22 protein-coding genes are annotated in these 23,471 nt (G+C 62.7%); 4 read left to right on the forward strand and 18 right to left on the reverse strand.

What is annotated here, in order from left to right; genetic code table 11:
- Positions 1–45: 45 nt before the first annotated feature.
- The 3 genes from ACFPN2_RS23810 to ACFPN2_RS23820 form a co-directional block, all read right to left on the reverse strand.
- On the reverse strand, positions 46–483 hold the full coding sequence (locus ACFPN2_RS23810; RefSeq protein WP_380601242.1) for an ExbD/TolR family protein: 438 nt from the start codon (positions 481–483) through the stop codon (positions 46–48).
- Positions 480–1,085 carry a MotA/TolQ/ExbB proton channel family protein gene (locus ACFPN2_RS23815; protein WP_380601244.1) on the reverse strand — a complete coding sequence of 202 codons (606 nt, stop codon included), beginning with the start codon at positions 1,083–1,085 and terminating at the stop codon, positions 480–482. Before ACFPN2_RS23815 ends, ACFPN2_RS23810 begins: the two co-directional genes overlap by 4 nt.
- 89 nt (positions 1,086–1,174) lie before the next feature.
- A complete protein-coding gene (locus ACFPN2_RS23820; protein ID WP_380601246.1) occupies positions 1,175–3,451 on the reverse strand; it encodes a DNA internalization-related competence protein ComEC/Rec2 in 2,277 nt (758 codons plus the stop codon).
- 86 nt (positions 3,452–3,537) lie between these two features.
- On the opposite strand from ACFPN2_RS23820, the gene ACFPN2_RS23825 reads away from it, so the two are divergent.
- Positions 3,538–4,080 carry a DUF2062 domain-containing protein gene (locus tag ACFPN2_RS23825; protein ID WP_380601248.1) on the forward strand — a complete coding sequence of 181 codons (543 nt, stop codon included), beginning with the start codon at positions 3,538–3,540 and terminating at the stop codon, positions 4,078–4,080.
- Here the strand turns inward: ACFPN2_RS23825 and ACFPN2_RS23830 are convergent.
- From ACFPN2_RS23830 to ACFPN2_RS23845, 4 genes are all read right to left on the reverse strand, one after another.
- Positions 3,964–6,042, reverse strand: a complete 2,079-nt coding sequence (locus ACFPN2_RS23830; protein WP_380601250.1) for a S8 family peptidase — start codon at positions 6,040–6,042, stop codon at positions 3,964–3,966. The two genes, ACFPN2_RS23825 and ACFPN2_RS23830, sit on opposite strands and share 117 nt — an antisense overlap.
- Before the next feature lie 149 nt (positions 6,043–6,191).
- Positions 6,192–6,872: a lipoprotein-releasing ABC transporter ATP-binding protein LolD gene (gene lolD, locus ACFPN2_RS23835; RefSeq protein WP_380601252.1), complete on the reverse strand. Its 681-nt coding sequence runs from the start codon at positions 6,870–6,872 to the stop codon at positions 6,192–6,194.
- A 16-nt stretch (positions 6,873–6,888) separates the two neighbouring features.
- The gene (locus ACFPN2_RS23840; RefSeq protein ID WP_380601254.1) at positions 6,889–8,136 is read right to left on the reverse strand and encodes a lipoprotein-releasing ABC transporter permease subunit; all 1,248 of its coding nucleotides are present in this window, start codon (positions 8,134–8,136) and stop codon (positions 6,889–6,891) included.
- Positions 8,129–9,391, reverse strand: a complete 1,263-nt coding sequence (locus ACFPN2_RS23845) for a lipoprotein-releasing ABC transporter permease subunit (protein ID WP_380601256.1) — start codon at positions 9,389–9,391, stop codon at positions 8,129–8,131. The genes ACFPN2_RS23840 and ACFPN2_RS23845 overlap by 8 nt, the downstream gene beginning before the upstream one ends.
- 173 nt (positions 9,392–9,564) lie before the next feature.
- Here ACFPN2_RS23845 and ACFPN2_RS23850 point away from each other — a divergent pair, with 173 nt between their 5' ends.
- From ACFPN2_RS23850 to ACFPN2_RS23860, 3 genes are all read left to right on the forward strand, one after another.
- A complete protein-coding gene (locus ACFPN2_RS23850) occupies positions 9,565–9,867 on the forward strand; it encodes a hypothetical protein (protein WP_380601258.1) in 303 nt (100 codons plus the stop codon).
- 201 nt (positions 9,868–10,068) lie between these two features.
- Positions 10,069–13,674, forward strand: a complete 3,606-nt coding sequence (mfd, locus tag ACFPN2_RS23855; RefSeq protein ID WP_380601260.1) for a transcription-repair coupling factor — start codon at positions 10,069–10,071, stop codon at positions 13,672–13,674.
- 208 nt (positions 13,675–13,882) lie between these two features.
- Positions 13,883–14,494, forward strand: coding sequence for a CsiV family protein (locus tag ACFPN2_RS23860; protein WP_380601262.1), 612 nt, complete (start codon positions 13,883–13,885; stop codon positions 14,492–14,494).
- Between the two features lie 4 nt (positions 14,495–14,498).
- On the opposite strand, the gene ACFPN2_RS23865 is transcribed toward ACFPN2_RS23860, so the two are convergent.
- The 11 genes from ACFPN2_RS23865 to lepB are packed head-to-tail and all read right to left on the reverse strand — an operon-like array spanning position 14,499 to position 23,469.
- Positions 14,499–15,443, reverse strand: a complete 945-nt coding sequence (locus ACFPN2_RS23865; RefSeq protein ID WP_380601264.1) for a diguanylate cyclase domain-containing protein — start codon at positions 15,441–15,443, stop codon at positions 14,499–14,501.
- Positions 15,444–15,447: 4 nt separating this feature from the next.
- Positions 15,448–16,491 carry a beta-N-acetylhexosaminidase gene (gene nagZ / locus ACFPN2_RS23870; protein ID WP_380601266.1) on the reverse strand — a complete coding sequence of 348 codons (1,044 nt, stop codon included), beginning with the start codon at positions 16,489–16,491 and terminating at the stop codon, positions 15,448–15,450.
- Between the two features lie 13 nt (positions 16,492–16,504).
- Entirely contained in the window at positions 16,505–17,830 is a 1,326-nt protein-coding gene (gene rlmD, locus ACFPN2_RS23875; RefSeq protein WP_380601268.1) for a 23S rRNA (uracil(1939)-C(5))-methyltransferase RlmD, read from the reverse strand.
- Positions 17,827–18,630 carry a 3'-5' exonuclease gene (locus tag ACFPN2_RS23880; protein WP_380601270.1) on the reverse strand — a complete coding sequence of 268 codons (804 nt, stop codon included), beginning with the start codon at positions 18,628–18,630 and terminating at the stop codon, positions 17,827–17,829. Before ACFPN2_RS23880 ends, rlmD begins: the two co-directional genes overlap by 4 nt.
- 31 nt (positions 18,631–18,661) lie before the next feature.
- Positions 18,662–19,045, reverse strand: a complete 384-nt coding sequence (acpS, locus tag ACFPN2_RS23885; RefSeq protein ID WP_380601272.1) for a holo-ACP synthase — start codon at positions 19,043–19,045, stop codon at positions 18,662–18,664.
- On the reverse strand, positions 19,042–19,770 hold the full coding sequence (gene pdxJ, locus ACFPN2_RS23890; RefSeq protein ID WP_380601274.1) for a pyridoxine 5'-phosphate synthase: 729 nt from the start codon (positions 19,768–19,770) through the stop codon (positions 19,042–19,044). Before pdxJ ends, acpS begins: the two co-directional genes overlap by 4 nt.
- Before the next feature lie 12 nt (positions 19,771–19,782).
- The gene (recO, locus tag ACFPN2_RS23895) at positions 19,783–20,514 is read right to left on the reverse strand and encodes a DNA repair protein RecO (RefSeq protein WP_380601276.1); all 732 of its coding nucleotides are present in this window, start codon (positions 20,512–20,514) and stop codon (positions 19,783–19,785) included.
- Positions 20,515–20,518: 4 nt separating this feature from the next.
- Positions 20,519–21,487 (reverse strand): GTPase Era, encoded by a 969-nt coding sequence (gene era / locus ACFPN2_RS23900; RefSeq protein ID WP_380601278.1) that lies wholly within the window; start codon positions 21,485–21,487, stop codon positions 20,519–20,521.
- A gap of 42 nt (positions 21,488–21,529) precedes the next feature.
- Positions 21,530–22,222 (reverse strand): ribonuclease III, encoded by a 693-nt coding sequence (gene rnc / locus ACFPN2_RS23905; RefSeq protein WP_380601280.1) that lies wholly within the window; start codon positions 22,220–22,222, stop codon positions 21,530–21,532.
- Between the two features lie 6 nt (positions 22,223–22,228).
- Positions 22,229–22,609, reverse strand: a complete 381-nt coding sequence (locus ACFPN2_RS23910) for a DUF4845 domain-containing protein (RefSeq protein ID WP_380601281.1) — start codon at positions 22,607–22,609, stop codon at positions 22,229–22,231.
- A gap of 59 nt (positions 22,610–22,668) precedes the next feature.
- Positions 22,669–23,469, reverse strand: a complete 801-nt coding sequence (lepB, locus tag ACFPN2_RS23915) for a signal peptidase I (RefSeq protein WP_380601283.1) — start codon at positions 23,467–23,469, stop codon at positions 22,669–22,671.
- Positions 23,470–23,471: the final 2 nt, after the last annotated feature.

Below are 23,471 nucleotides of genomic sequence, written 5' to 3' on the forward strand. Positions count from 1 at the left end.
GCGGAACGTGACATGGTGACCGGGACGTTCTTATGAGTGACGTCGTTACTGGGCTGCGCCCGAGGTGCTCTGATCGTTGACTGTGGCAATGCTGATAGCCTTGAATCCGAGGCGACCGAGCACGTCCATGGCTGTCACCACCGACTGATGCGTGCTACGGGCATCGGCGCGGATGGTGACCGGCAGGTCGCGTCGCTCGCCGGCAAGCTTGGAAACCGCCGCCGACAATGTCGCGGGGCTGGTGTTGATCAACACCTGGCCATTGACACGATACTCGCCGGTGGCGGTCACGGCCACCTCGATGGGATCCTTTTTCTGGTCCGCCGCCGGCTCGGTGCTGGCCTGGGGCAGCTGCAGCTTGATGCGCGACTCGTCGACGAACGTGGTCGAGACCATGAAAAAGATGAGCAGCAGCAGCACCACGTCGATCAGCGACGTGAGGTTCATCTCCGGCTCTTCGTCGGCTTTCGGGCGGAGGTTCATGCGCCTTCCCGCGACTGGGATTCCAATGCCTCGACCAGCTTGATGGCTTCTTTTTCCATCTGCACCACCAGCGTCTGCACGCGGCCGCGCAGGTATTTATAGGCCAGCAGCGCCGGGATGGCGACCGTAAGGCCCGCAGCGGTGGTGATCAGCGCCTCGGCGATACCGCCGGCCAGGCTGGCGGGATTGCCGATACCGGACACGGTGATCGAGTTGAAGGTCCGGATCATGCCGAACACCGTGCCCAGCAGGCCCATCAACGGCGACAGCGAGGCAATGGTGCCGACCGTGCCGATGAACCGGTCCAGCTCGTGGACCACGTGCCGGCCGGTGTCCTCGATGGCCTCGCGGATCACGACACGATCGCGATTACGATTGGTCAGGCCCGCGGCCAGGATCTTGCCCAGCGGCGAGTTCTGCTGAAGCGCGGCGATATGCTTGTCCTGAATCTGCCCCTGCTCCACCCAGCGCCACACCTTTTCGGTGAGCTCGGCCGGCAGCACGCGCTTGGTTTGCAGGGTCCAGAGACGTTCCAGAAAAATGGCTGCGGTCACGATGGAGGCGAGGATGATGGGCCCCATCATGATGCCGCCGGCTTTCACGATTTCGAACATGACAGTGTTTGCTGTGACCGTGTGTGGGGAGCCGGGTTATTCGCCGCATACTAGCAGCTTTCGCCGCACGAGCATCATTACCGGGTCCAGTAACGTCGCTGTGTGTGACGGTGCTCGCGAACTTGCAAGCCGGCAGCCTCGAACGTGACGGTGATTGCGCCGCTCGCCGCCGTTTCGTAACAGCGCGAGCCCGCCTCTCGCCAGCGCGCCACCACCGCCGGACGCGGGAAATTCCAGCGATTCCGATAGCCGGTGGAAAAAATCGTCACATCCGGTCGCACGGCGGCGACGAATAGCGAACTCGAGGAAGTGTCGCTGCCGTGATGAGGCGCGACCACGACGTCGGCCTGTGGCAAACCCGCCGCGAGCAGCGCTGTTTCGGCATCGGCTTCGATGTCGCCTGTCAGCAGCGCGGCGCCCTCGTGACCTTGGATCAGCAGCACGCATGAACTGTCGTTGCCGCTGCGTCCCCGCGCCTGCCCTTCAGAATGCGGATGCAAAACCGTGAACCTCACGCCGTCCCATTCCCAGTACTGGCCACGATGACAGGCGATTCTGGCGGAATCATGGAACGCAACCGACGGACCGGTGGCAATAGCGCGCACCGGCATTCCCGCCAGCAGCTCGGACATGCCGCCGCTGTGGTCCTGATCGCCATGACTCACCATGAGCAGGTCGATGCTACGCACGTCGCGATTACGCAAGAACGGCAGCACCGCCAACTCAGCGGCGCTACGCCCCGATGGATACGCCGGCCCCGTGTCGTACACCAACGTGCGCGAATGCGTTCTCACAACCGTGGCCAATCCCTGCCCCACATCGAGCACCGTCAGCTCGAATGTGCCGGGCGCTGGCGTCGGCGCGCGATAGAACATCATCGGCAGACATAGCAGAGCACCCGTGAATCGCAGCGGCCAGATCGCCGGCAACGTCAGTAATAAAACGCCCGCGATCAGCGCGAAGAAAACCGGCAGCGACGGCTGCGGCGCATGCCACACCGCCAAGGGTTGGCGCGCGAGCCATTCCAGCAAAGGCCAGCCTGCGTCGAGCAGAAAAGCAGGCAGTTTGAGCAACGGCGCACCGAGCGACGGATCGATCATTGCCGCCACCGTGCCGATCAGTGTGCTCGGCACGATCAATAAGGTGAACACGGGAATCGCCAGCACATTCGCGATCGGTGCCACCAACGACAGATTGCCGAACGACGCCAGCAACACCGGGACCAAACCAATCGTCACCGCCCATTGCACGCGGCTGAAGCTCGCGATCGTGCCTTCCCGCAGCAGCCGGCCCGACGTCGCCATGAGAATCACCAGCACTGCGATGAACGATAGCCACGCGCCCACCGCCAGCGGCGCAAAGGGATCGAGTAGCAGAATCGCGATCAGCGCCAGACTCAGCGACCGGCCGATATCCAGCGTCCGCCGAAATCCTCGCAAACCGAAATAAATACACAGCATGACGAGAGTACGCTGCGTGGGAACGGACATCCCCGCGAGTACCGAATAGATCACCGCGGCCGCCATGCCGGCGAGCACCTGACCGTGCATGGCCGTCAACCCCAGCGGCTGCGCACGACGCCAACGAACTATGCAACCACCCGCCCAGGCCGCCAGCATCGCGACCATGCCGATGTGCAGGCCGGAGATCGCCATCAGATGAGTCGTGCCCGTCGCAGCGAACACGCGCCACTGCTCGGCCTTCATCGCGCTCGTATCGCCGATCGCGAGGCCCTGCAGTACGCCGAGCATTCGGTGATCCCCAACTGCGGCGGCAATGCGCGAGCCTATCCATGCGCGGGCTTGCACGATGACATATCGAAACGATGTGACAGGCAGTCGACGATTGCCTGCATCGTCACGCACATAGCCGACTGCGCCGACGCCTTCACGAAACAAATGACCTTCGTAATCGAATCCCCCGGGATTGGCGAACCCGTTGCGACGCTTCAAACGAATGGTGAGCTGCCATTGCTCGCCCGGGTGCAGCGTCGCTGGCGCTCGATACCAGGTCAGACGCAAGCGCGGCGGGACGTCGACTGCCGCATCGACCACGTCGAACGTGAATTGCGGATCGACGGTCAAATCGGGCAAGGATGCAATGAAGCCCCGCACGGAGAGGTCCTCGCCTTCGCGCTCGGCCGGCAGATCGTCCGCCAGTCGCGAGGCTGCGTGGCCCCACGCCCACACGACTCCGAGCACAACCGCTATGCCAGCTTGGCGGGTTGCGCGGTGTCTCCCTACGAGCAACACCATCGCAACCACAAATGCCGCAAGCCATGCAAGCGCCGGCAATGTCGGCAAACTGTGAATCAGGCCGTGGCCTACGAGGAAACCCAGGGCAATTGCACCCATCGCGCCTCCTTGCGCGTGAACAAATCCGTCGCGGCTGACGCGCGCGACTGAGATAATCGCCGTTCCAGTCCACCCCGCCGCCTCGAATGCCCCGACGAGTCTTCAAAACCCTCAGCCGCCAGCGCCATCGCTGGAACGATCGCTGGTTCATGCGGCCGTTCCGACTGTTGCTGGAGGAGTCGGTGTACTGGAGCTTGAACCGGCGCAATGTGACGCGAGCGTTCGCGCTCGGCCTGCTGATCGCGTTCATCCCCATCCCGGTCCATTTCCTGCTCGCGACCGTGCTGGCGTTGAGCTTTCGCTTGAACGTGCCGGCCGCGATCTTCGGCACCTTCCTGGCCAATCCGTTGACCATGGTGCCGATGTACATGGGCGCTTACTGGCTCGGCAGCCATCTGCTCGGCATCACCACTCACCCCATTGCGTTTGCAATGACGTGGGAATGGCTGACCACGCAGCTGCTGCCCATCTGGAAACCGTTCCTGCTGGGATGCCTGGTGCTGGGCGCGATCTCAGCCCTGATCGGCTACGCGGTCGTCGGCGGCATGTGGCATCTGAGCCTGGTCCTCAAATACCACGAGCGCAAAGGCGGAAGTGCTTTGAAAGCGTCGGCGAAAGCCGAGAAATGAGGCGACGGCGAGCAGCGTTATCAGACCGATCGCTCCTCCTCCGCCACCGCCGGAATTGCTTGAAGCCGCGGGGGTGCTCGGAGCCTCGGTAATCGGCGCGGGAGTCGAGCTTCCGCTCGCACAAGCGTTCGTACCGGCACTCGACGGCGCGGTCGTCGTAGCAGCGCTGGAACTCACCACGACATCGGCTGTGTCCTGACGTCCCATGTTGTCCGTGACTGTGAGTCGCACGGTGTACGAACCCGATGAGGGCGCAATCACGGTGGCCGTATCCGTACTGCTTCCGACAATCGAGACTGAGCCGCTGACTACGGTCCATGCATACGAGGCGACCGTGTAATTACAAGCCGCAGCGCTGCCCGCGCCTCGCAGCGTGAGGCTCTGCCCAGCACTGACGCTTACAGGCGTCGTAACAGCGGCAATCGGCCGCAGCGCTGCCTGCACAGCGCCGTTTGCATTGGCCATGCCCGCGCCGCACGTCTGCGTCGTGCAATTGCATTCACCGGTCTGCAGATCGATCGCGCTCGTGGGGACGTGACATTGAGGAATATTCGCTGCGCTCGACACCGGGAACGGCTTGGTGGCCCCCTCCTGTAAGCGCGAGATCAACTGAATGGAATTCAGATTGGCGTTTGCCGAGACCATGAGTCCCGCGATCCCAGAGATGATCGGCGCGGAGAAACTGGTCCCGACGTTGGTGTTGCTTTGATCGGTGTAGGCATGAGTGCCGGCTGTCGTGGCACCGAGGTTATACGTCGTATCGATCGAATACAGACAAGGCAGGCCCGCCGCGGTGTTGACGCAATTGCCGCCCGGCGCACCGAGTTTGATCTCAGTGCCGAGACTGCTGAAGCCGACCTTCGTGCCCGCATGACGCAGGCCCGCGATGGCCGCAACGCCGTCGCACCTCGCAGGCACATCCACAGGTCCGCCTTCGTTTCCTGCGGATGCCACGACGAGAACGCCGGCCGCCGTGAGTTGATCGACGACGTCTTGATAACTCGCGGGGCAACTCGTGCCGGTCGCTCCGAGACTCAGGTTCTCGATCTTCGCGGGATTGGGATTATCGGGCACGCCGTCGACGTGAATACCGCCCACCCAGAGCATGCCGGCTAGGATGTCCGAGTCATATCCGCCGCATTTGCCCAACACGCGCACGGGCAGAATCGAACTGCTCCAGGTGATGCCAGATACGCCCGTCGAATTGTTGGTCAGCGCACCCAGGATTCCCGCGACGCGTGTGCCGTGCCACGAGCTGTCGGAGACTGTGCAATCGCTGAACGCGGGCGAATTCGCCTCCGCCGTCGTGACCCAGTCGCCCGGATCGGTCGGATCCGCGTCGCGCCCATTGCCATCATTGGCCACCGATGTATCGGAGATGAAATCGTAGCCGGGCAGCAATCGTCCGCTGGCTGTCGTGCTCAACAGATCCGGATGGCTGAACAACACCCCCGTGTCGAGCACCGCGATCACGACACCAGAGTTGCCTGTCGTCACATCCCACGCACCCTCGGCATTGATCGCGGCCGGCGTCGAGCTCGCGTTTTGTAAGTACCACTGTCCCGAATACAGCGGATCGTTGGGCACGGCGTGCGGATAACGCAGCTGATCCGGCTCTGCGTATTCCACCGCAGAGTCCGCACGGAGACGCGCAAGACTCTCGTCGAGCGATTCACCCGACGTCTCCGATTCGAACTGCATCACGTGCAGATTCGAGGCGATCTGACGCGTTTGTTGCAACGTGAGTTTGTTTCGCCCTGCGAGCGCGGCAATGGTGCTGTTGGCGGACTTCGCTTGAGCGCTTCCCGATGTGCCGCCAGCGCTGAACCTGACGATCACTCGCTTGCTCCCGGCACTCGCACTCGCGGGTTGTTTGCGAGCCGGATTGTATTCGGCGGCAGCGACGCTGAAGCTGATGAAGACCGCGACCGACAGACTCAACAGGATATGGCTGAAACGCATGACGTTCCTTTCTGTCCCTATTGCGTTGGCTTGATCTCGAGCGCGGCCGGAAGTCTACGGGCGAACCTTCCCCGCAAATGTAATCAATCGTTGCTCGTCGCGAGTTCGCGACGCAACGATGTTACTTCGTGAACGGCCGATGAATGGAGTCAGGCGGAATGCAATCTTCCGTCGGTCAGCGTGAGCGATCGTTGTAGTTGTGCAGCCAGCTCGGGCGCGTGAGTGACGATGATCAACGCCGTGCCGAGCTCTCGGTTCAGCTCCAGCATCAACTCGAATACCTGACGCGCATTCGCGCCGTCGAGATTTCCTGTGGGTTCATCCGCCAGCACGACCGGCGGACGCGTCACGAGCGCACGCGCGACGGCAGCACGCTGACGCTCACCGCCCGACAATTGCCCCGGTCGATGTTCGAGACGAGCCCCCAAGCCCACGCGCTCCAATAGCTGGCGTGCTTGCGCCCGCGCCTCTTCCACCGCCACGCGACGGATCAGCAGCGGCATCGCGACGTTCTCCAACGCCGTGAACTCAGGTAACAAATGATGGAACTGATACACGAAGCCCAACGCCCGGTTGCGCAGATCGCCGCGCTCCTTGTCGGAAAGCTCGCTGATCTCCTGGCCCGCGATCCGGACCGTGCCGGACGTGGGCAGATCCAGCCCACCCAACAGCTGCAACAACGTGGTCTTGCCTGAGCCGGACGCGCCGACGATGGCGACGCGCTCGCCGGGGTGGATGACGAGATCGACGCCTTTGAGCACTTCCACGCGGGTGTCGCCCTGCTGGAAATGTTTGGTCAAATTGCCACAAGCCAGAACCGGATCGGACATGAATTTCTCTTTGTTCTCAATCGTGGCGCAAGGACTGCGCGGGCTGCGTGCGCGCGGCACGCCACGCCGGATACAACGTCGACAGGGAGCACAACAGGAACGTGGTCACACTGATCTTGATCACATCGGGCCACTGCACCGTGGCCGGCAGATCGCTGATGAAATACACCTTGGCATCCAGGAAATGCACGCCCAGCACAGCCTCGAGGCCGTGAATCAATGTTTCCAGATTGACCGAGATCAGCACGCCGAGCGCCACGCCCGCCACCGTGCCGATGAAGCCGATCGCGGTTCCCTGAGTCATGAAAACCGTCAGGATGCTGCGCGGTGACGCGCCGATAGTACGAAGAATCGCGATGTCGGTGCGCTTGTCCTTCACCACCATCACCAGCGTCGACACGATGTTGAACGCCGCCACCGCGACCACCAGCAACAGGATCAGAAACATCGCCGACTTGGTGAGCTGAATGGAGCGGAAGAAATTGGCGTGCTTGCGCGTCCAGTCGTCGATGTAATAACCGCCGCCCAGCGACAGCGCCAGCTCACGCACGAGCTGCGGCGCGAGCATCATGTCCGTGAGCTTCAGGCGCAGCCCGGTGACGTCATCGCCCATGCGATACAACTTCGCCGCGTCCTGCAGATTGATATAGGCCAGATTCCGATCGAACTCGTACATGGCGGCGTTGAAAATGCCGACCACTTTGAAGGCACGGTAAACCGGCGTCACCCCGACGGGCGTGACTTTGCGTAACGGCGTGACGATCACGACCCGATCGCCCAACGACACGTTCAATGCTTTCGCCAGCTCCGCGCCGAGCACAATGCCGTAACCACCGCCTTTCAGAGCATCGAACGACCCCTCAGACATCTTCTCGGTGATCGATGTGACTTTGCGTTCGTAGTCGGCGAGCACACCGGTCACCATCGCACCGCTGCTCTTCGAGCCGGCGATCAACAATGCCTGTGCTTCGATATAAGGCGCCGACGCGACCACGTCGGGATTCTCGCCGATCTTCGCCGCCGTTCCCTGCCAGTCGGGCAATCCCGAACCGAAGGCGCTGATCGTGGCATGCGAGGTGAGACTGAGGATGCGACCGCGCACCTCACGCTCGAACCCATTCATCACCGACAACACGACGATCAGCACCGCCACGCCGATGGCGATGCCGAGCATGGAAATGGTCGAGATGAAGGACACGAACCGATTGCCCCGGTTCGAGCGCAGGTAGCGCCGGCCGATCAAAAATTCGTAACGCTTACTCATAGCGCAAGGCTTCCGCCGGCTCGGTCGCCGCGCCACGCAGAGACGGATAGATCGTCGCCACCACTGTGAGCAACAACGCCGTGAGCGTGATGCCGATGACCTGCGGCCACTGCACCTCCGACGGCATATCCGAGATCACGAACACCGTCGGATCGAACACTTTCACCCCGGCGATTCGCTCGAGGAACGGCACGATGGTGCTCACATTGAACGCCAGCAGCAGCCCCAGGACCAACCCGAGCAGCGCGCCGAACCAGCCGATGAACACACCTTGCGTCATGAACACACCGACGATATCTCGCGGCGTCATGCCGACGGTGCGCAGGATCGCGATGTCCGTGCGCTTCTCGTTCACGACCATGACCAGCGCCGCGACGATGTTGAACGCCGCCACCGCGACGATGAGCATCAGAATCAAAGTCATCATGGTCTTTTCGATCTTCACCGCGCGGAAATAGCTGGCGTTCTCGATCGACCAGTCGCTGACTTTGAATTCCCCGCCGAGGGCTTTATTGATCTCCGGTGTGCGCACCGGCGCGGCGAAGATGTCGTCGAACTTCAAGCGCAGCCCGTTGGGCATGCCGTGCGTGCCCGCGAGCCCGGACGCATCTTGCAAATGAATGAGCGCGAGCACGTTGTCGTGCTCCTGAGCGCCGACTTCGAATACGCCACTGACGATGAAGTTCTGAATGCGAGGCTTGAGATCGATGCCGCCGACTGCGCCCTCACCCGCGGCTGCCATCGCCGGCACGAGCACGGTGATCTCATCGCCAATCCGCGCATCGAGCGCATACGCCAGCCCGGCGCCGAGAATGATGTGCTGCTCGCCCGCGATCAGATCGCCGAAGCTGCCCGCCCGCATGTGGGCGCCGATGTCGGAGACTTCGGACTCCTGCTTGGGATCGACGCCCCGAATGATCGCCGCCCGCATGTCGCCGCCCCGCCCCAGCATGCCCTGCAGATCGATATAAGGAGCGACGCCGACCACGCCGTCCTGCTTGCGGATCCGCTCCGCGAGCTGGGGCCAGTCTTTCAGCTGTTCAGGTTCGCCGGACAGGGTGGCGTGAGACGCCAGGCTCAGCAGCCGCCCCCGCAGCTCGCCTTCCAGCCCGTTCATGACCGAAATCACCGTGATCAGCGCCATCACCCCGAGGCAGATGCCCACCATCGAAACCCAACTGATGAAGGAGACGAAGAAGCCTTGGCGGCTGCGCACATAGCGCAGCCCGATGTACAGCGGCAGGGGGTGGAACATGTCACTCCTTTCGGGGCCGGCAAGGCTAACCCGGTCGGGCCCTGATGGAAACTGCCCCGGAAATGTGAACTGCGACAACAAATTGGGGTGTCACGCTTGGCCCTTATGTAAGCCCTGCTATACAGTCCCCGCCGGTCTCTCGAGAGGCCGGTTTGCGTTCCCAGGAGGGTGTCATGAGCTTTCAGATCCGCCCGAAACTGCGCTCCAAGCTGCCACAGATGCTGGCGGCCCTGATCGTTGGCGCGGCCTCCACCGCCGCCCTGGCCGACGAGCTGAACACCCCGCCCGCCCCCTCCGCCAGCCAGACCAACGTGCCGGCCCGAGGGGCGACCATGGAAAAGGTCGAAGCCCAGTTCGGCGCGCCCAGCGAGCGCCTGCCAGCCGTCGGCGAACCGCCGATTACGCGCTGGAAATACCCCGGCTTCGAGGTCTATTTCGAGCATCAACGGGTCATCCACACGGTCGTCATCGGATAGAAGTGACTGGTGACTAATGACTACTGACTAGTCAGAGGCGCCACCGGCTCCAGCCCCGTCTGCTAATCTTGCCCGTCTCGGGGCGCCACGCGCGCCATCCCGAGCGGTGTGTATTGCATACGTAATCCGCGCCACCACATGGCGAGGGGCGGCCTTGCCGCCTCTGACCAGTCATTAGTCACCAGTCATTAGTCACTTCTGATGTCCGACCGACCGATTCTTCCCAGCCGCAACCAACTGCAGGTTCGGTGGGGCCAGCTGTACGGCTCCGCCACTGCGCTGTGGTTAGCGGAAGCCGCCCGCAAGTCCTCCCAGCCGATGCTGGTGATCGCGCACGATGCGCGAGCGGCCAGCCGCACTGAAGACGAGTTGCGCTTCTTCTGTGAGCCCGGCACCTCGATTGAAACTTTTGCCGGCTGGGAGACGCTGCCTTACGACTTGTTCTCGCCGCATCCGGACATCGTTTCGCAACGACTGCGATTGTTGTCGACGTTGCCTCGACTGACCCAGGGCATCGTCATCGTCGATCTGGAAACGATGCTCCAGCGACTGCCGCCGCAGGCCTACATCGACGCGCACGCGTTCGATCTGCGCGCGGGTGAAACGTTCGATGTCGCCGCCTTTCGCGACCGCCTGGCCGGCGCCGGCTACGTCGCCAGTTCGCAAGTGATGGCACCGGGCGAATTCGCGGTGCGCGGCTCGATCGTCGATCTGTATCCCATGGGCAGCGACACGCCCTATCGGCTCGATATGTTCGATGACGAGGTCGAGTCGATCCGCAAGTTCGATCCTGAAACTCAGCGCTCCGGCGACAAAGTGCCGGCGCTTCGTTTGCTCCCCGCGCGCGAGTTTCCGCTCACGGCCGAAGGCATTCAGAACTTCAAGCGTCGCTTCCGGAATCGTTTCCCTGGCGATCTCACGCGCATGTCGATCTATCGCGATATCGCGGAAGGCGCGCCGCCGCCGGGCATCGAGTATTACCTGCCGCTGTTCTTCGACGGCACCTCGACGCTGCTCGATTATCTGCCGGCGAACACTATCATCGCCGTCGAGCGCGAGATCGACTCGATGGCGACACAGGCCTTCACTGAGATCGAAAACCGCTACGAACAACGCGGCCACGACGTCGACCGACCCATTCTTCTGCCGCGCGAAGTGTTCATGCCCGTCGCCGAGTTCATGCAACGCATGACGTCGTATCGACGCATCGAGCTGTCGCGCGTCGAGCTGGATCCGCTGACGCAAACCCTGCCGTATCAGAACTTCGCCACGCGCGTGCCGCCGAGCATGCGCGTCGATCAGCGCAGTGAAGAGCCCGCGCGCGAGCTGGTAAATTTCCTGGGAACCCACCCGGGACGCGTGTTGCTGGCCGCCGAGTCCGCGGGTCGGCGCGAAATGCTGATCGATCTGCTGTCCAAGAGTCATCTGAAGCCGCAGCTGGTCGAAAGCTGGTCGGCCTTCGAAGCCAGTGACGATCGCCTCGCGATCACCGTGTCGCCCATCTCGACGGGTCTGCAGCTCGATGAGCCGCCGCTCGCATTGATCGCCGAAGAACAATTGTTCGGCGAGCGCGCGAGACAGGAGCGGCGCCGTCGCCGGCCCGAGCGCGATCCGGAAAAGATCATTCGCGATCTCACCGACCTGCATGCGGGCTCGCCGGTGGTGCACGAGGAATATGGCGTCGGCCGCTTCGTCGGTCTCGCGACGCTCGACGTCGGCGGTCTCACCAGCGAATTCCTGGTGTTGGAATATGCCGAAGGCGACAAGTTATATGTGCCGGTGCAGGCGCTGGATCTGGTCAGCCGCTACACCGGTGCACCGGCCGAACACGCGCCGCTGCATAAGCTCGGCGGCGATGCTTGGGAAAAAGCGCGCAAGAAGGCTGCCCAGCGTATTCGCGATACCGCGGCCGAATTGCTGGATTTGTATTCGCGTCGCGCCGCGCGTCAGGGCGAGCAGTTGATTGCGCCCGAAGACGATCTGCGTGCGTTTGAAGCTGCATTCAAGTTCGAAGAAACCCCCGATCAGGCGGCCGCGATTCGCTCGGTGGTCGACGACCTCGGCAGCGGACGGCCGATGGATCGCGTGGTCTGCGGTGACGTGGGCTTTGGCAAGACCGAAGTGGCGCTGCGTGCGGCGTTCGTTGCCGTGCAGGCGGGCAAGCAAGTCGTGGTGCTCGTGCCCACCACCCTGCTCGCCCAGCAGCACTATCAAACCTTCGCCGACCGCTTCGCCGATTGGCCGGTTCGCGTGGAATCTTTGTCGCGCTTCCGCACGACCAAGGAAGTGAATCAGGTCATGGAGACGCTGGAGTCCGGGCAGACGGACATCGTCGTCGGTACTCACCGGCTGTTGCAATCCGGCGTGAAGTTCGCCCGGCTCGGCCTGCTCATCATCGACGAAGAGCATCGCTTCGGCGTCAAAGACAAGGAGAAGATGAAGCAGTTGCGCGCTGAAGTGGACGTGTTGACGCTCACCGCAACGCCGATTCCTCGTACCTTGAGCATGGCGATGGGCGGCCTGCGTGAGTTGTCGTTGATCACGACGCCGCCGGTGTCTCGATTGTCGATCAAGACGTTTGTTTCTCAGTGGGACACCGCCACCATTCGCGAAGCCTGCCTCCGCGAAATTCGCCGCGGCGGTCAGATTTATTTCCTGCATAACGCGGTCGACACGATCGAGAAGACGGCGCGCACTTTGGCGGAGCTCGTTCCCGAAGCGCGCATCGCTATCGGTCATGGTCAGATGCGAGAGCGCGAGCTCGAGCAAGTCATGCTGGACTTCTATCACCAGCGCTCGAACCTGCTGGTGTGCACGACCATCGTCGAGAGCGGCATCGACGTGCCGTCCGCGAACACCATCATCATCGATCGCGCCGACAAACTCGGTCTCGCCCAGTTGCATCAGCTACGCGGACGCGTCGGCCGTTCGCATCACCAGGCGTACGCGTACTTGATGACGCCGCCGCGCAATCTGATGACTGCCGACGCGGTCAAACGTTTGGAAGCGATCGAGTCGCTGGAGGACCTGGGTGCCGGCTTCACGCTCGCCACCCACGACCTCGAGATCCGCGGCGCCGGCGAATTGCTCGGCGAGGAACAGAGCGGACAGATCCAGGAGATCGGTTACGCGCTCTATATGGAAATGCTGGAGCGCGCGGTCAATGCGCTGAAGTCAGGCAAGGTGCCGCAGCTCGATGAGCCGATGCATCAGGGGCCGGAAGTGGATTTGCATACGCCCTCGTTGCTGCCCGATGAATATTTGCCCGACGTGCATTTGCGGTTGGTGCTCTACAAGCGCATCGCGGCTGCCAAGACCCATGAAGAGTTGCGTGAACTCCAAGTGGAGATGATCGATCGATTCGGTCTGTTGCCGCAGCCGGCGAAGAATTTGTTCCGCATCGCCGAGTTCAAACAGGCGGCTCGGACGCTTGGGTTGCGCAAGGTCGATGTGGGCCCGGGCGGCGGGTCCGTCACGTTCGAGAGCGACACCAAAGTCGAGCCGGGCACGCTGATCCGCTACGTTCAGCGGAACTCACGCACGCATCGGCTCGAGGGCGGCAACAAACTGAAGTTCACCATGAACCTCGAGCAGGACGAGCTTCGGTTCGCCCAGGTCGAGCAGTTGCTCACTGAGCTGAGCAAAGCGACTCCCACTGCGAGTGAGCTGGCTGCTGAGAAGGCGCGGGAGAAAACCATCGCAGCCGCTGCTAGTAAAGCGAATCCGCCTCCGGCTAAGGCTCCACCACCGAAGCCAACGGTGAGTTACAAGCCGTCGTCTGGGAAGCCGCAGAAATTCAGACGCTGAGGGCGGTGGTTCGCATCGCCAGAGCGGGCGCTGAGGGCGGTGGTTCGCATCGCCAGGGTGGGGGATCTCCTCCCCGGCACCGCGCACACCCTGACGCTGCGAACCACCGACCTGTCTCACGCGGGCGCCAACAACGTGAACCCCACCCGTCAGCTGCTAAACTCCCCGCATGAGCCATTCAGCTTTCCTTTCTAAGCGCAAACTCCCCATGGCGGCGGTCCTGCTAACGGCGTTCATGTCCGTAGGCTCGGCAGTCGCTCAACAGACGCCGGCGCTCCAGTCCTACGACGTAGAGCTGCTCATCTTCCGCAATCTCAATGCGCGGGATACGCCGGAGAGTTGGGGCGTGGAGGCGGCAGCCGACTCGGCACAGCAGATCGCGATTCCTGACGACGAAACTGAACCAGCCGTACCTCCGACGACGGCCGTGGCGCCGGTTGCTTCCTTCCCTTCCCTGCCGGCGGCAAAGATGAAGCTAACCGCTATCGAAGAACAGATGCGTCGTAGTCGGGGGTATCAGCCCGTGGCGCACGTCGGCTGGACGCAGCCGGGCTATGCGAGAAACGCGGCGAAATATCTAGCGGTGAGCACGCTGGTGCCGGCCACGTCGGGATTGCAGGGGCAGATCGCGCTGACCCGCGGCCGCTATTTGCATCTCACATTGGATCTGGTGATGGATGGAACCGCGACGGGTGAAGGCTCGCGCTATGTACTGCGACAGACGCGGCGCATGCGTAGTAACGAGCGCCATTACATCGACAGTCCGAAGTTCGGCGTGATCGCAGTCATCACGCCCAGCACGGGCAGCGAAGCGGGCTAAAGAATCAGTCGGCCTCGCGGCTCACGACTCGATTCCGCCCCAGCTCCTTGGCGTCTTTCAGCGCCTTGAGCGCCGTTTCATAAACGCGTTCAGGGGCCGCATCGTGCGGCGGCACCAGCGAAACCACACCGGCGCTCGCCGTCACGTAGCGAGACACCACGGACCGCGGATGATGAATGGCGAGATCGCGCACTCGCCCGAGCACGGCTTCCGCCAGCTTGGAGGCCTGCGCCAGATCCAGCCCGGTGGTCACGGCGGCAATCTGATCTTCATCGAATCGGCCGCACAAGTCGCTCGCACGACGGAAGCAGCCGCTGATGACCCGCGAAATTCGTTTGAAGGATTGGTCGGCGCCGTTCTTGCCGAAGGTCTCTTTGTAAGCGAGATAACAATCCAGGTCGAACACCAGGAAGCTCAGGCGACGCGACTCACGCTGGGCCAGGCCCCAATCGCGCTTCACCAATTCATCGAAATAGGTCCGGCGCAGCAGCCCGGTGAGCTTGTCGTCGCGCAGGTACGCCATCATGGTCTGCGTACTCAGCATCGGATCGGTCTTCTCGGTCGACTCGCGTAACCGCAGGCGATCGCCGCCCTCGCGGTGATAGCCTGCGAAGTGCGTCACATTGCCGTTGGCATCGCGCAGCGGCTGAATGTGCACTTCGTTCCAGAACATCGTGCCGTCTTTACGGTAGTTGCGTAGCGTCGTATGAACCGGCGTGCCCTGCCGCAAGGCCGTCCGGATCTTTTCCAGACCCTCCTGTTCATGATCCTCGCCCTGCAGAAACCGCAGGTTGCGACCGCGAATGTAATTGGCCTCGTAGCCGGTGAGTTTCTCCATGGCCGCGTTCACGAAGATCACGGGGCGATCGGCCGCCCGCGCATCGCAAATGACCACGCCCTCCGGGGCGGATTCCACCAGGCTCTGCAGCAGTGTTGCGTCGACGCTCATAGTTTTATGAATTCAATCGGAGATCGGGCCGTTCCATACAACCCTTGACCGCTCCTTCGCAGGTCTGCCAATCCATCGAAGCGAACAGCGCTTCCCGGGTGAAGGCCGGCTTGCCGTGCAGGCGGGCCATGCGAACTTGACTTAAAGGATCCCCGCTCCCCCGCAAAGAATCGATGACCTGGAGCACACCTTGGCGATCGTTACACACCGAAAGCACGTCACAACCGGCCGCGAGGGCCGCTTTGGCCCGTGCCGGCATGTCGCCGATCACACTGGCGCCCGCCATGGACAGGTCGTCGGTGAAGATGGCCCCGTCGAAACCGAGCCGGCCGCGCAGTTCTTTTTGCAGCCAGCGGCCGGAGAATCCGGCCGGTTTATCGTCCACGTCGGTGTACACGACATGGGCCGCCATGATGGAGGCCACGCCGTTGTCGATCAGCCGGCGATAAGGAGTGAGATCTTCGTCCATATCGACCAGCGGGCGACGGTCGACCGGCATGGCCACATGGGAGTCCGGGACCACGAAACCGTGGCCGGGATAGTGTTTGGCGCAGGCGGACATCCCCGCCTCTCGCATGCCGCCCATGAACGAAATGGCCAGCTCCGACACCACCTTCGGATCCCGATGGAAGGCGCGGTCGCCGATGACGCTGCTGGCGCCGTAATCCAGATCCACGCAGGGCGCGAAACTCATATCGATGCCGACGGCGCGCAATTCGGCAGCCATCAGCCAGCCGCACTGCCGGGCCAGCAAGCGGCCCGCGACCGCATCCAGGTCATATTGCCGGCCGATCATTCGCATCGACGGCAACACGGTAAAACCCTTGCGAAACCGCTGTACGCGGCCGCCCTCGTGATCGACCGTCACCAGTAACGGCGGCGAGCGCACGGCACGAATCTCGGCGACCAGCTGCTGAAGTTGCTCGACGCTCTCGAAATTCCGTGTGAACAGGATCACGGCGCCGACCAGCGGATGGGCCAGCAGCTCACGATCTTCCTGGGTCAGGGTCTTGCCCTGCACGTCCATCATCACCGGGCCGAGCGTCATATCGATGTACGGTCTATGGCTTCACGAATAATGCGGCCGATTCCACGTGGGCTGTATGCGGGAACATATCCATCACACCCGCGGCCCGCAGCTTGTAACCATGCTCATGCACGAGAATACCCGCGTCGCGCGCGAGGCTGCCGGGATGACAGGAAATATACAACACGGTGTCGGCTCCAGACTTAGCGACCACCGGCAGCACTTCTTTAGCGCCGGCCCGCGGCGGATCGAGCAGAACCTTGTCGAACTTGCCTGTCCAGGCGGCTGAACCGAGGCTCTCGTCGGCCAGATTGGCCGTGAAAAACTGCGCATTTCCCAGGCCATTTCGAGCCGCGTTATCCCGGGCTCGAGCCACCAGGCTGGCCTCGCCTTCCACGCCCACGACCTGCCCGGCCCGGCGCGCCAGCGGCAAAGAGAAATTGCCCAGACCGCAGAACAGATCCAGCACCCGGTCATCGGGCTCGAGCGCCAGCAGCTCCACCGCCCGGTCAATCATTTGCAGGTTCAGCGGGCTGTTCACCTGAATGAAATCGGTGGGCAGGAATTGCAGCGTCAGATCGAAGGCCGGCAGCCGATATTCAAGCGGCTCCACCGGATCCATCGGCGCGACCGTTTCATAGCCGCCGGGCTGCAGGAACATCTGCACCGAATGTTCCCGACTGAACCGACGCAGCAGCTCCTGATCGGCCTCGGTCAGCGGCTCCAGCACGCGGACGACCAAGGCGACCGCATTATCCGCGACCGCCACTTCAATCTGCGGAACGCGGTTACGAATACTGAGCGCGGTCACCAGCTCAGACAGCGGCACGATGAGCCGATCGAGCGGCGCCTGCAGCACCTCGCATCGCTCGATATTCGTGATGTAGGGCGTGCTTCGCTCGCGGAAGCCGACGATGGTGCGCCCCTTCTTCGGCACCCAGCGCGCCGCGAGCCGGGCGCGACGGCGATAGTTCCAACTGCCGGCCTGCAGTGGCGGCAGCACGGCTTCCGGCGTGACCTTGCCGATGCGGGTCAACGAATCCATCAGCTGCTTTTGTTTGAATTGCAGCTGCTGCTCGCCCGACAGGTGCTGTAACACGCAGCCACCGCACATGCCGAAGTGCGCGCAACGAGGCTCGACGCGATCCGGCGACGGCTCGATCACTTTCAGCAACCGACCTTCGTCGAAATTGCGACCGCGCTTGAGCCGCTGCCATTCCACCACTTCGCCGGGCAGCGCGTCGTCGATGAACACGGTCTTGCCGTCGACGTGCGCTACGCCGCGGCCTTCGTGCGACAGATCGTCGATCTTCGCGATCTCTGGCTGACGAGAGACTCGATCTCTGGCTCGCGCGTTCACGAGCTGGGCCCCTGCGCAATCACATCCGGCGGCGGTCCCCAAGCGGCGAGGAATTCCTGGAAGTGAGGTTTGGCTTGCGCCGCGAGGACGTCGCGCACTCGCGCCACTTCGGCGTGATATTCGTCGCGCATCAAGCGACCGCGCATCAGCTCGAATCGCAAATAAACCAGGAAAGTATTCAAGACGTCGGTTTCACAGTAATTGCGGATGTGCTCGAGCTGGCCATCGAGATACGCGTCCCAGACTTTGTCGCCGCTCATGCCGAGCTTGCCCGGCAGTCCCAACAACGTCGCGGCCGCTTGCAAGCTCACGCGTGCGCGTCCCTGGAAGCTCGACAAAACATCCATCAAGTCCAGATGCCGCGAGTGATAGCGGTTGAGATAGTTGTTGAAGCGGAACGACTGATCTTCTTCGCCCGACTCCCAATAACGCGGCGCCACGATGCCATGTCGAAGCGCGCGATAGTGCAACACCGGCAGATCGAAGCCGCCGCCGTTCCAGGAAACGAGATCGGGGGTGAACTTGTCGATGCCGTCATAGAAGCGCTGGATGATCTCGGCTTCCGACGCACCGGGATCGCCGAGCGACCACACTTTGAACGAATCGCGCGTACGCAGTGCGACGGAGATCGCGACCACGCGCTGCTGCTCATAGGAAAGAAACTCGGTACCCGACTCTTCGCGACGCTTGGCCTGCATCACATAGCCGACCTGCTTGTCGCTCAGGTCGCCCAGGTCATAAATGCGCCGGCCGAGCTCGACGTCGGGAATAGTTTCTATATCGAAAACGAAAACAGGCATTGGAGTCGCACCTCGGGTGCGCAAAAACTAATTAATTTCGACGCATCAACACTGCGACCGCGACCACCAGGCCCGCTTCGTCGGTCAGCGTGATGTGACCTTCGCCGATGCCGAGCTGCTCTCGCATCCGCTGGCCGCGCTCAGACCAGATGATGCCGGGCCGGCCGAGCTCATTGGCGGCCACGCCCACATCGCGAATCCACAGGCCGTGGCGGAAACCGGTGCCCATGGCTTTGACGATGGCTTCCTTGGCGGCGAAACGCATGGCGAGAAACCGGTCGGGACGGGTCTGGGCGCGATACGCATCGGCCTCGGCGGGCATCAGCAGTCGTTCCACAAAACGCTCGCCGAACTTCTGGTGCAGCCGCTCGATGCGCTGGATCTGCACGATGTCCGTGCCGATGCCGAAGATCACCGCCCGGCTCGGGCCTGCAGCATCAGGCGTTTCATCTCCGAGACCGCCGCCGCCATGCCGTGAATCACGGCATGCGCGACGATGGCGTGTCCGATGTTCAATTCGACGATCTCGGGAATGGCGGCGATGGGATGCACGTTGTGATAGTGCAAGCCGTGTCCCGCATGCACCGTCAGCCCCAGCTTCGCGGCATACCGGGCAGCGACCTCGATACGATTCAGCTCTTTGGCGCGATGCTCGCCAATCGCTTCGGCATACGCGCCGGTGTGCAATTCGACGACCGGTGCGCCGACGCGCACGGCGGCTTCCAGCTGCGCGGGCTCGGGATCGATGAACAGCGAGACTCGAATGCCCGCATCGCCCAGCCGTGCGCAGACCTTCTTCAACGAATCCTGCTGGCCGAGTACGTCGAGGCCGCCTTCGGTCGTGACTTCGGTGCGCTTCTCCGGCACCAGGCAGACATCGGGGGGCCGCACTTCCAGTGCGATGCGGACCATCTCATCCGTGGTCGCCATCTCCAGGTTCAGCCGGGTCTGCAGCGCGTCCTTGCACATGCGGACATCGCGGTCCTGAATATGCCGACGGTCTTCGCGCAGATGGATGGTGATGCTGTCCGCGCCCGCCTGTTCGGCGATCAGCGCCGCGAACAGCGGATCAGGATAGGTAGTGCCGCGCGCCTGACGCAGCGTGGCCACGTGATCGACATTTACACCGAGGTGAAGCATTTGAGAATGCTGTCATTTTCCCTTTCTCAATGCCAGCATGACTTGTCGCGTGCGCAGCTCGCGGCCATCCAGACAGCGATCCAGAGCAGCCCGTAACAGGCGGCGGGCATCGGCGCACACGCTCGCGTCCGACAACTCCTCGCGTGCCAGCGACAGCAGCATTGCGCCTGAATAAACCACGGCATTCTCGTCGACGGCCTCGAGGCGCACCGGGCCCTGCTCGATCCGGTAGTGATAGATCGCCGCCGGATCGAGCTCCGAGCCGTCGTGTGCGTCGCGCTCCAAGGCGAGACCGTAGCCGATGGCTTCGAGCAGGCGCTTTTCGAACAGGCGCAAGGGACGAATCGCGTCCTCGCGCTTCAACTGTTCCATGGTCTGCGCATAAAGCGCGAACACGTCGGGATGACTGTCGTGACGGGCGAACAGCTTCAGCAACAGCTCGTTCAAGTAGAAGCCGTGGACCAGCCGATCCGCCGGCAACGGCGTCATCGCGCCATCGAATTCCGCGCCGGTGAGCTGACCTGCCTCGCCCTTGCCGCTCCAGGAAACGAGCAGACGATTGAAGGGCTGCAAGATCGGCAGCAACGACGCGCCGGCTTTGGTGCCGCCACGCGCGCCGCGCGCGAACACGGACACACGCCCGTGATCACGAGTGAATAATTCGAGAATCCGGCTCGTATCTCGATACGGCCGGTGATGCAGCACGTAAGCGGGTTGTAACTGGATGCGGCGAGCGTCGCTCACGGCGTTACATTTCGTAGCCCAGCTGCTTCAGCGCCATCTCGTTATCCGACCAGTTCTCCTTGACCTTCACCCACAGCTCCAGGTGCACGGGCCGGCCGAACAGATTGGACATCTCGATGCGCGCCGAGCGCCCCACTTCCTTCAACTGCTCGCCGCCCTGGCCGATGACGATGGCCTTCTGACCGGTGCGCTCGACCCAGATCACGGCGTTGACCAGCAGTCGCCCGTCTTCTTCCTTGAACTGTTCGAGGGCCACAGTCAGGCCGTACGGCAGCTCCTGCCGCAGGCGCAATGTGAGTTTCTCGCGCACGATCTCGGCGGCCTGGAATTCCGGGCTGCGATCGGTGACCTGCTCCGGCGGGAAATGCGGCGGCCCGAGCGGCAAATGTTTGGCGATGATCGACGGCAGCTGTTCGAGATTGCTGTTCTTCAGCGCCGACAGCGGCACCACTTCGACGAAGTCGGCGCGACGGTTCATTTCCTGGATGAACGGCAGCATGCGCTCGCGCGGCTGCACCTTGTCGACTTTGCTGAGGACCAGAATGATCGGACGCTTCTGCTCTTTCAAAGCCTCGAGCACGCGTTGATCTTCTTCGCTCCAGCTCAACGACTCGACCACGAACAGATTGATGTCGGCGTCCGCCAGCGAGGACAGCGCGGCGCGATTCATATGACGATTCATCGCCCGACGCGCGCCGGAATGAATGCCGGGCGTGTCGACGAAAATAATCTGCTCTGTCGGTCGGGTCAGGATGCCGAGAATGCGATGACGCGTGGTCTGCGGCTTGGGACTGACGATGCTCACCTTGCGATGGAGCATCGCGTTCAGCAGCGTCGACTTGCCCACGTTGGGGCGGCCGACGATGGCGGCAAAACCGCAGCGATAGTTTTCCGGGAAGGTCTCGCTCGCCTCGGCTTCAGCTTCGTCGTCGCCGTCGTCGATATCGTCGAGCTCAGGGGGATCTTCGTGCATGGCGCTTACTCATCATCGAAAGGTGATCAGAACCGGGGCTCCTCAGGAGGAGATTCCCTGGCTCTCGTGAAATGCGGCCAACAACAGTTGCGCGGCGGCCTGCTCCGCGCGGCGACGGCTTGGACCGCTCGCCGAGACTTTCAGGCCCAGCGAGCTGACCGAGCAGCGCACCTGGAAAACTTGATTGTGCGCCTCGCCGGAGATGGATTCGACTGCGTATGAAGGCAAGGGCAAGCCGCGGGCCTGTAACGCCTCCTGCAGACGCGTCTTGGGATCTTTCAGCTCGGCCGCGCTCGGCAGCCGATCCAGCCTGGGCACGAACAGCCGTTCGACCACGCCGGCCGCGGCATCGAAGCCGCCGTCCAGATAGACGGCGCCGAACAACGCCTCCAGGGCATCGGCCAGAATGGATTTGCGTCGGAAACCGCCGGACTTCAGCTCGCCCGAGCCCAGCCGCAGCTGGCTGCCGAGATCGATCTCGGCGGCGATCACGGCCAGCGCCTCGCCGCTTACCAGGCTGGCGCGGAAACGGGACAGGTCGCCTTCGTCGGCGGTCGCGAATTCATGGAAGACGAGCTTGGCAACCACGCAGTTGAGGACCGCGTCGCCCAGAAACTCCAGGCGCTCATTGTGTGAGCCGCCGGCGCTGCGATGGGTGAGCGCGGACTCGAGCAGGGCCGGGTCTCGGCACTCGTATCCGAGCTTGTCACGCAGCCATTCGCGAGCGGTCTTCAATGCGGATCAGGTCCCCGCCATGGCGCCGCCGGAGCCCACCGTCACGGTCTTGTCGAAGTCGACCACCAGCGAAATGTTGGAAATGAACGGCGCTTCGGCCCGGTACCAGGCGCGCATGGTGTAGCCGTTGCCCTGGCGCTTGATCTCGATGTCCTTGGGATCGAGGCTCTTGATGTCCTCGACCGTCCACCGGCGATCCAGCGCGGCGCGCATGCTTTGCGGCGTACCGCCCGCGTCTTCCTTGGCGGTCTGTTCCATCGCACGCACCACTGCCATGTACTCGGAATAGATGGGCACCAGCCGGACCACGCCATAGAGGGCGAAGCCCACGATGGCAATGATGGTCAACATACCGAGGGCCGTAGCGCCACGCTGACGAGAACGCATGCTCCGAACTCCGCTAAACAGGCCGAATACAGGCCAGCATGGCGCGCAAGATACTCCAATCAGCGGATTGGAGCGCCGATCCGTTCCCAAATTGGCGCGTTCGGCAGGTCCCAGTTGAGCCAGATCCGGACCGCCTTGCCCACCAGGTTGCGCTCCGGCACGAAGCCCACTTCGAAAAAGCGGCTGTCCTTGCTGTTGTCCCGGTTGTCGCCCATGAAGAAATAGTGCCCGGCCGGCACCACCTGGTCGTAGTCCCGCCCCTCGCCGTCCATCCGGCTCGGGATGTACAGCACATTGTGGTCGACATTGCCGAGATGCTCGGTGCCCAGCGTCTCGCCCCGATGCCCGGGGCCGGTGTATTCGCCGTTGAACTCGACCGGCACCCGCTCGCCGTTGATATAGAGGTTCTGCCCGCGCACCACGATGTGATCGCCCGGCAGGCCGACCAGTCGCTTGATGTAGTTGGTTGCCGGATCGCGCGGCAGACGGAACACGATGACATCGCCCCGCTGCGGATCGCCGATCGAGACGATCTTGGAATTGAGCACCGGCAGGCGCAGGCCGTAGGAGAATTTGTTGACGAAGATGAAGTCGCCGTCGAGCAGCGTCGGCATCATCGAATCGGAGGGAATGCGGAACGGCTCGAACAGGAACGAGCGGATCAGCAGCACGATCAGGATGACCGGAAAGAACGAGCGCGCGTACTCGACCAGCAGCGGCTCGCGAATGTTTTCAGGCGCGACGCCCTTGGCGTTGGCGGTGGCGACCCGCTGCGGCTTGAAGGCGACCGAGTCGATGCCCCAGATCAGGCCGGTCAGCAACGTGGCCGCGACCAGAATGAAAGAGAAGTCGAAGATCATGC

The organism is Steroidobacter flavus, assembly GCF_042651805.1.
GTDB lineage: Bacteria > Pseudomonadota > Gammaproteobacteria > Steroidobacterales > Steroidobacteraceae > Steroidobacter > Steroidobacter flavus.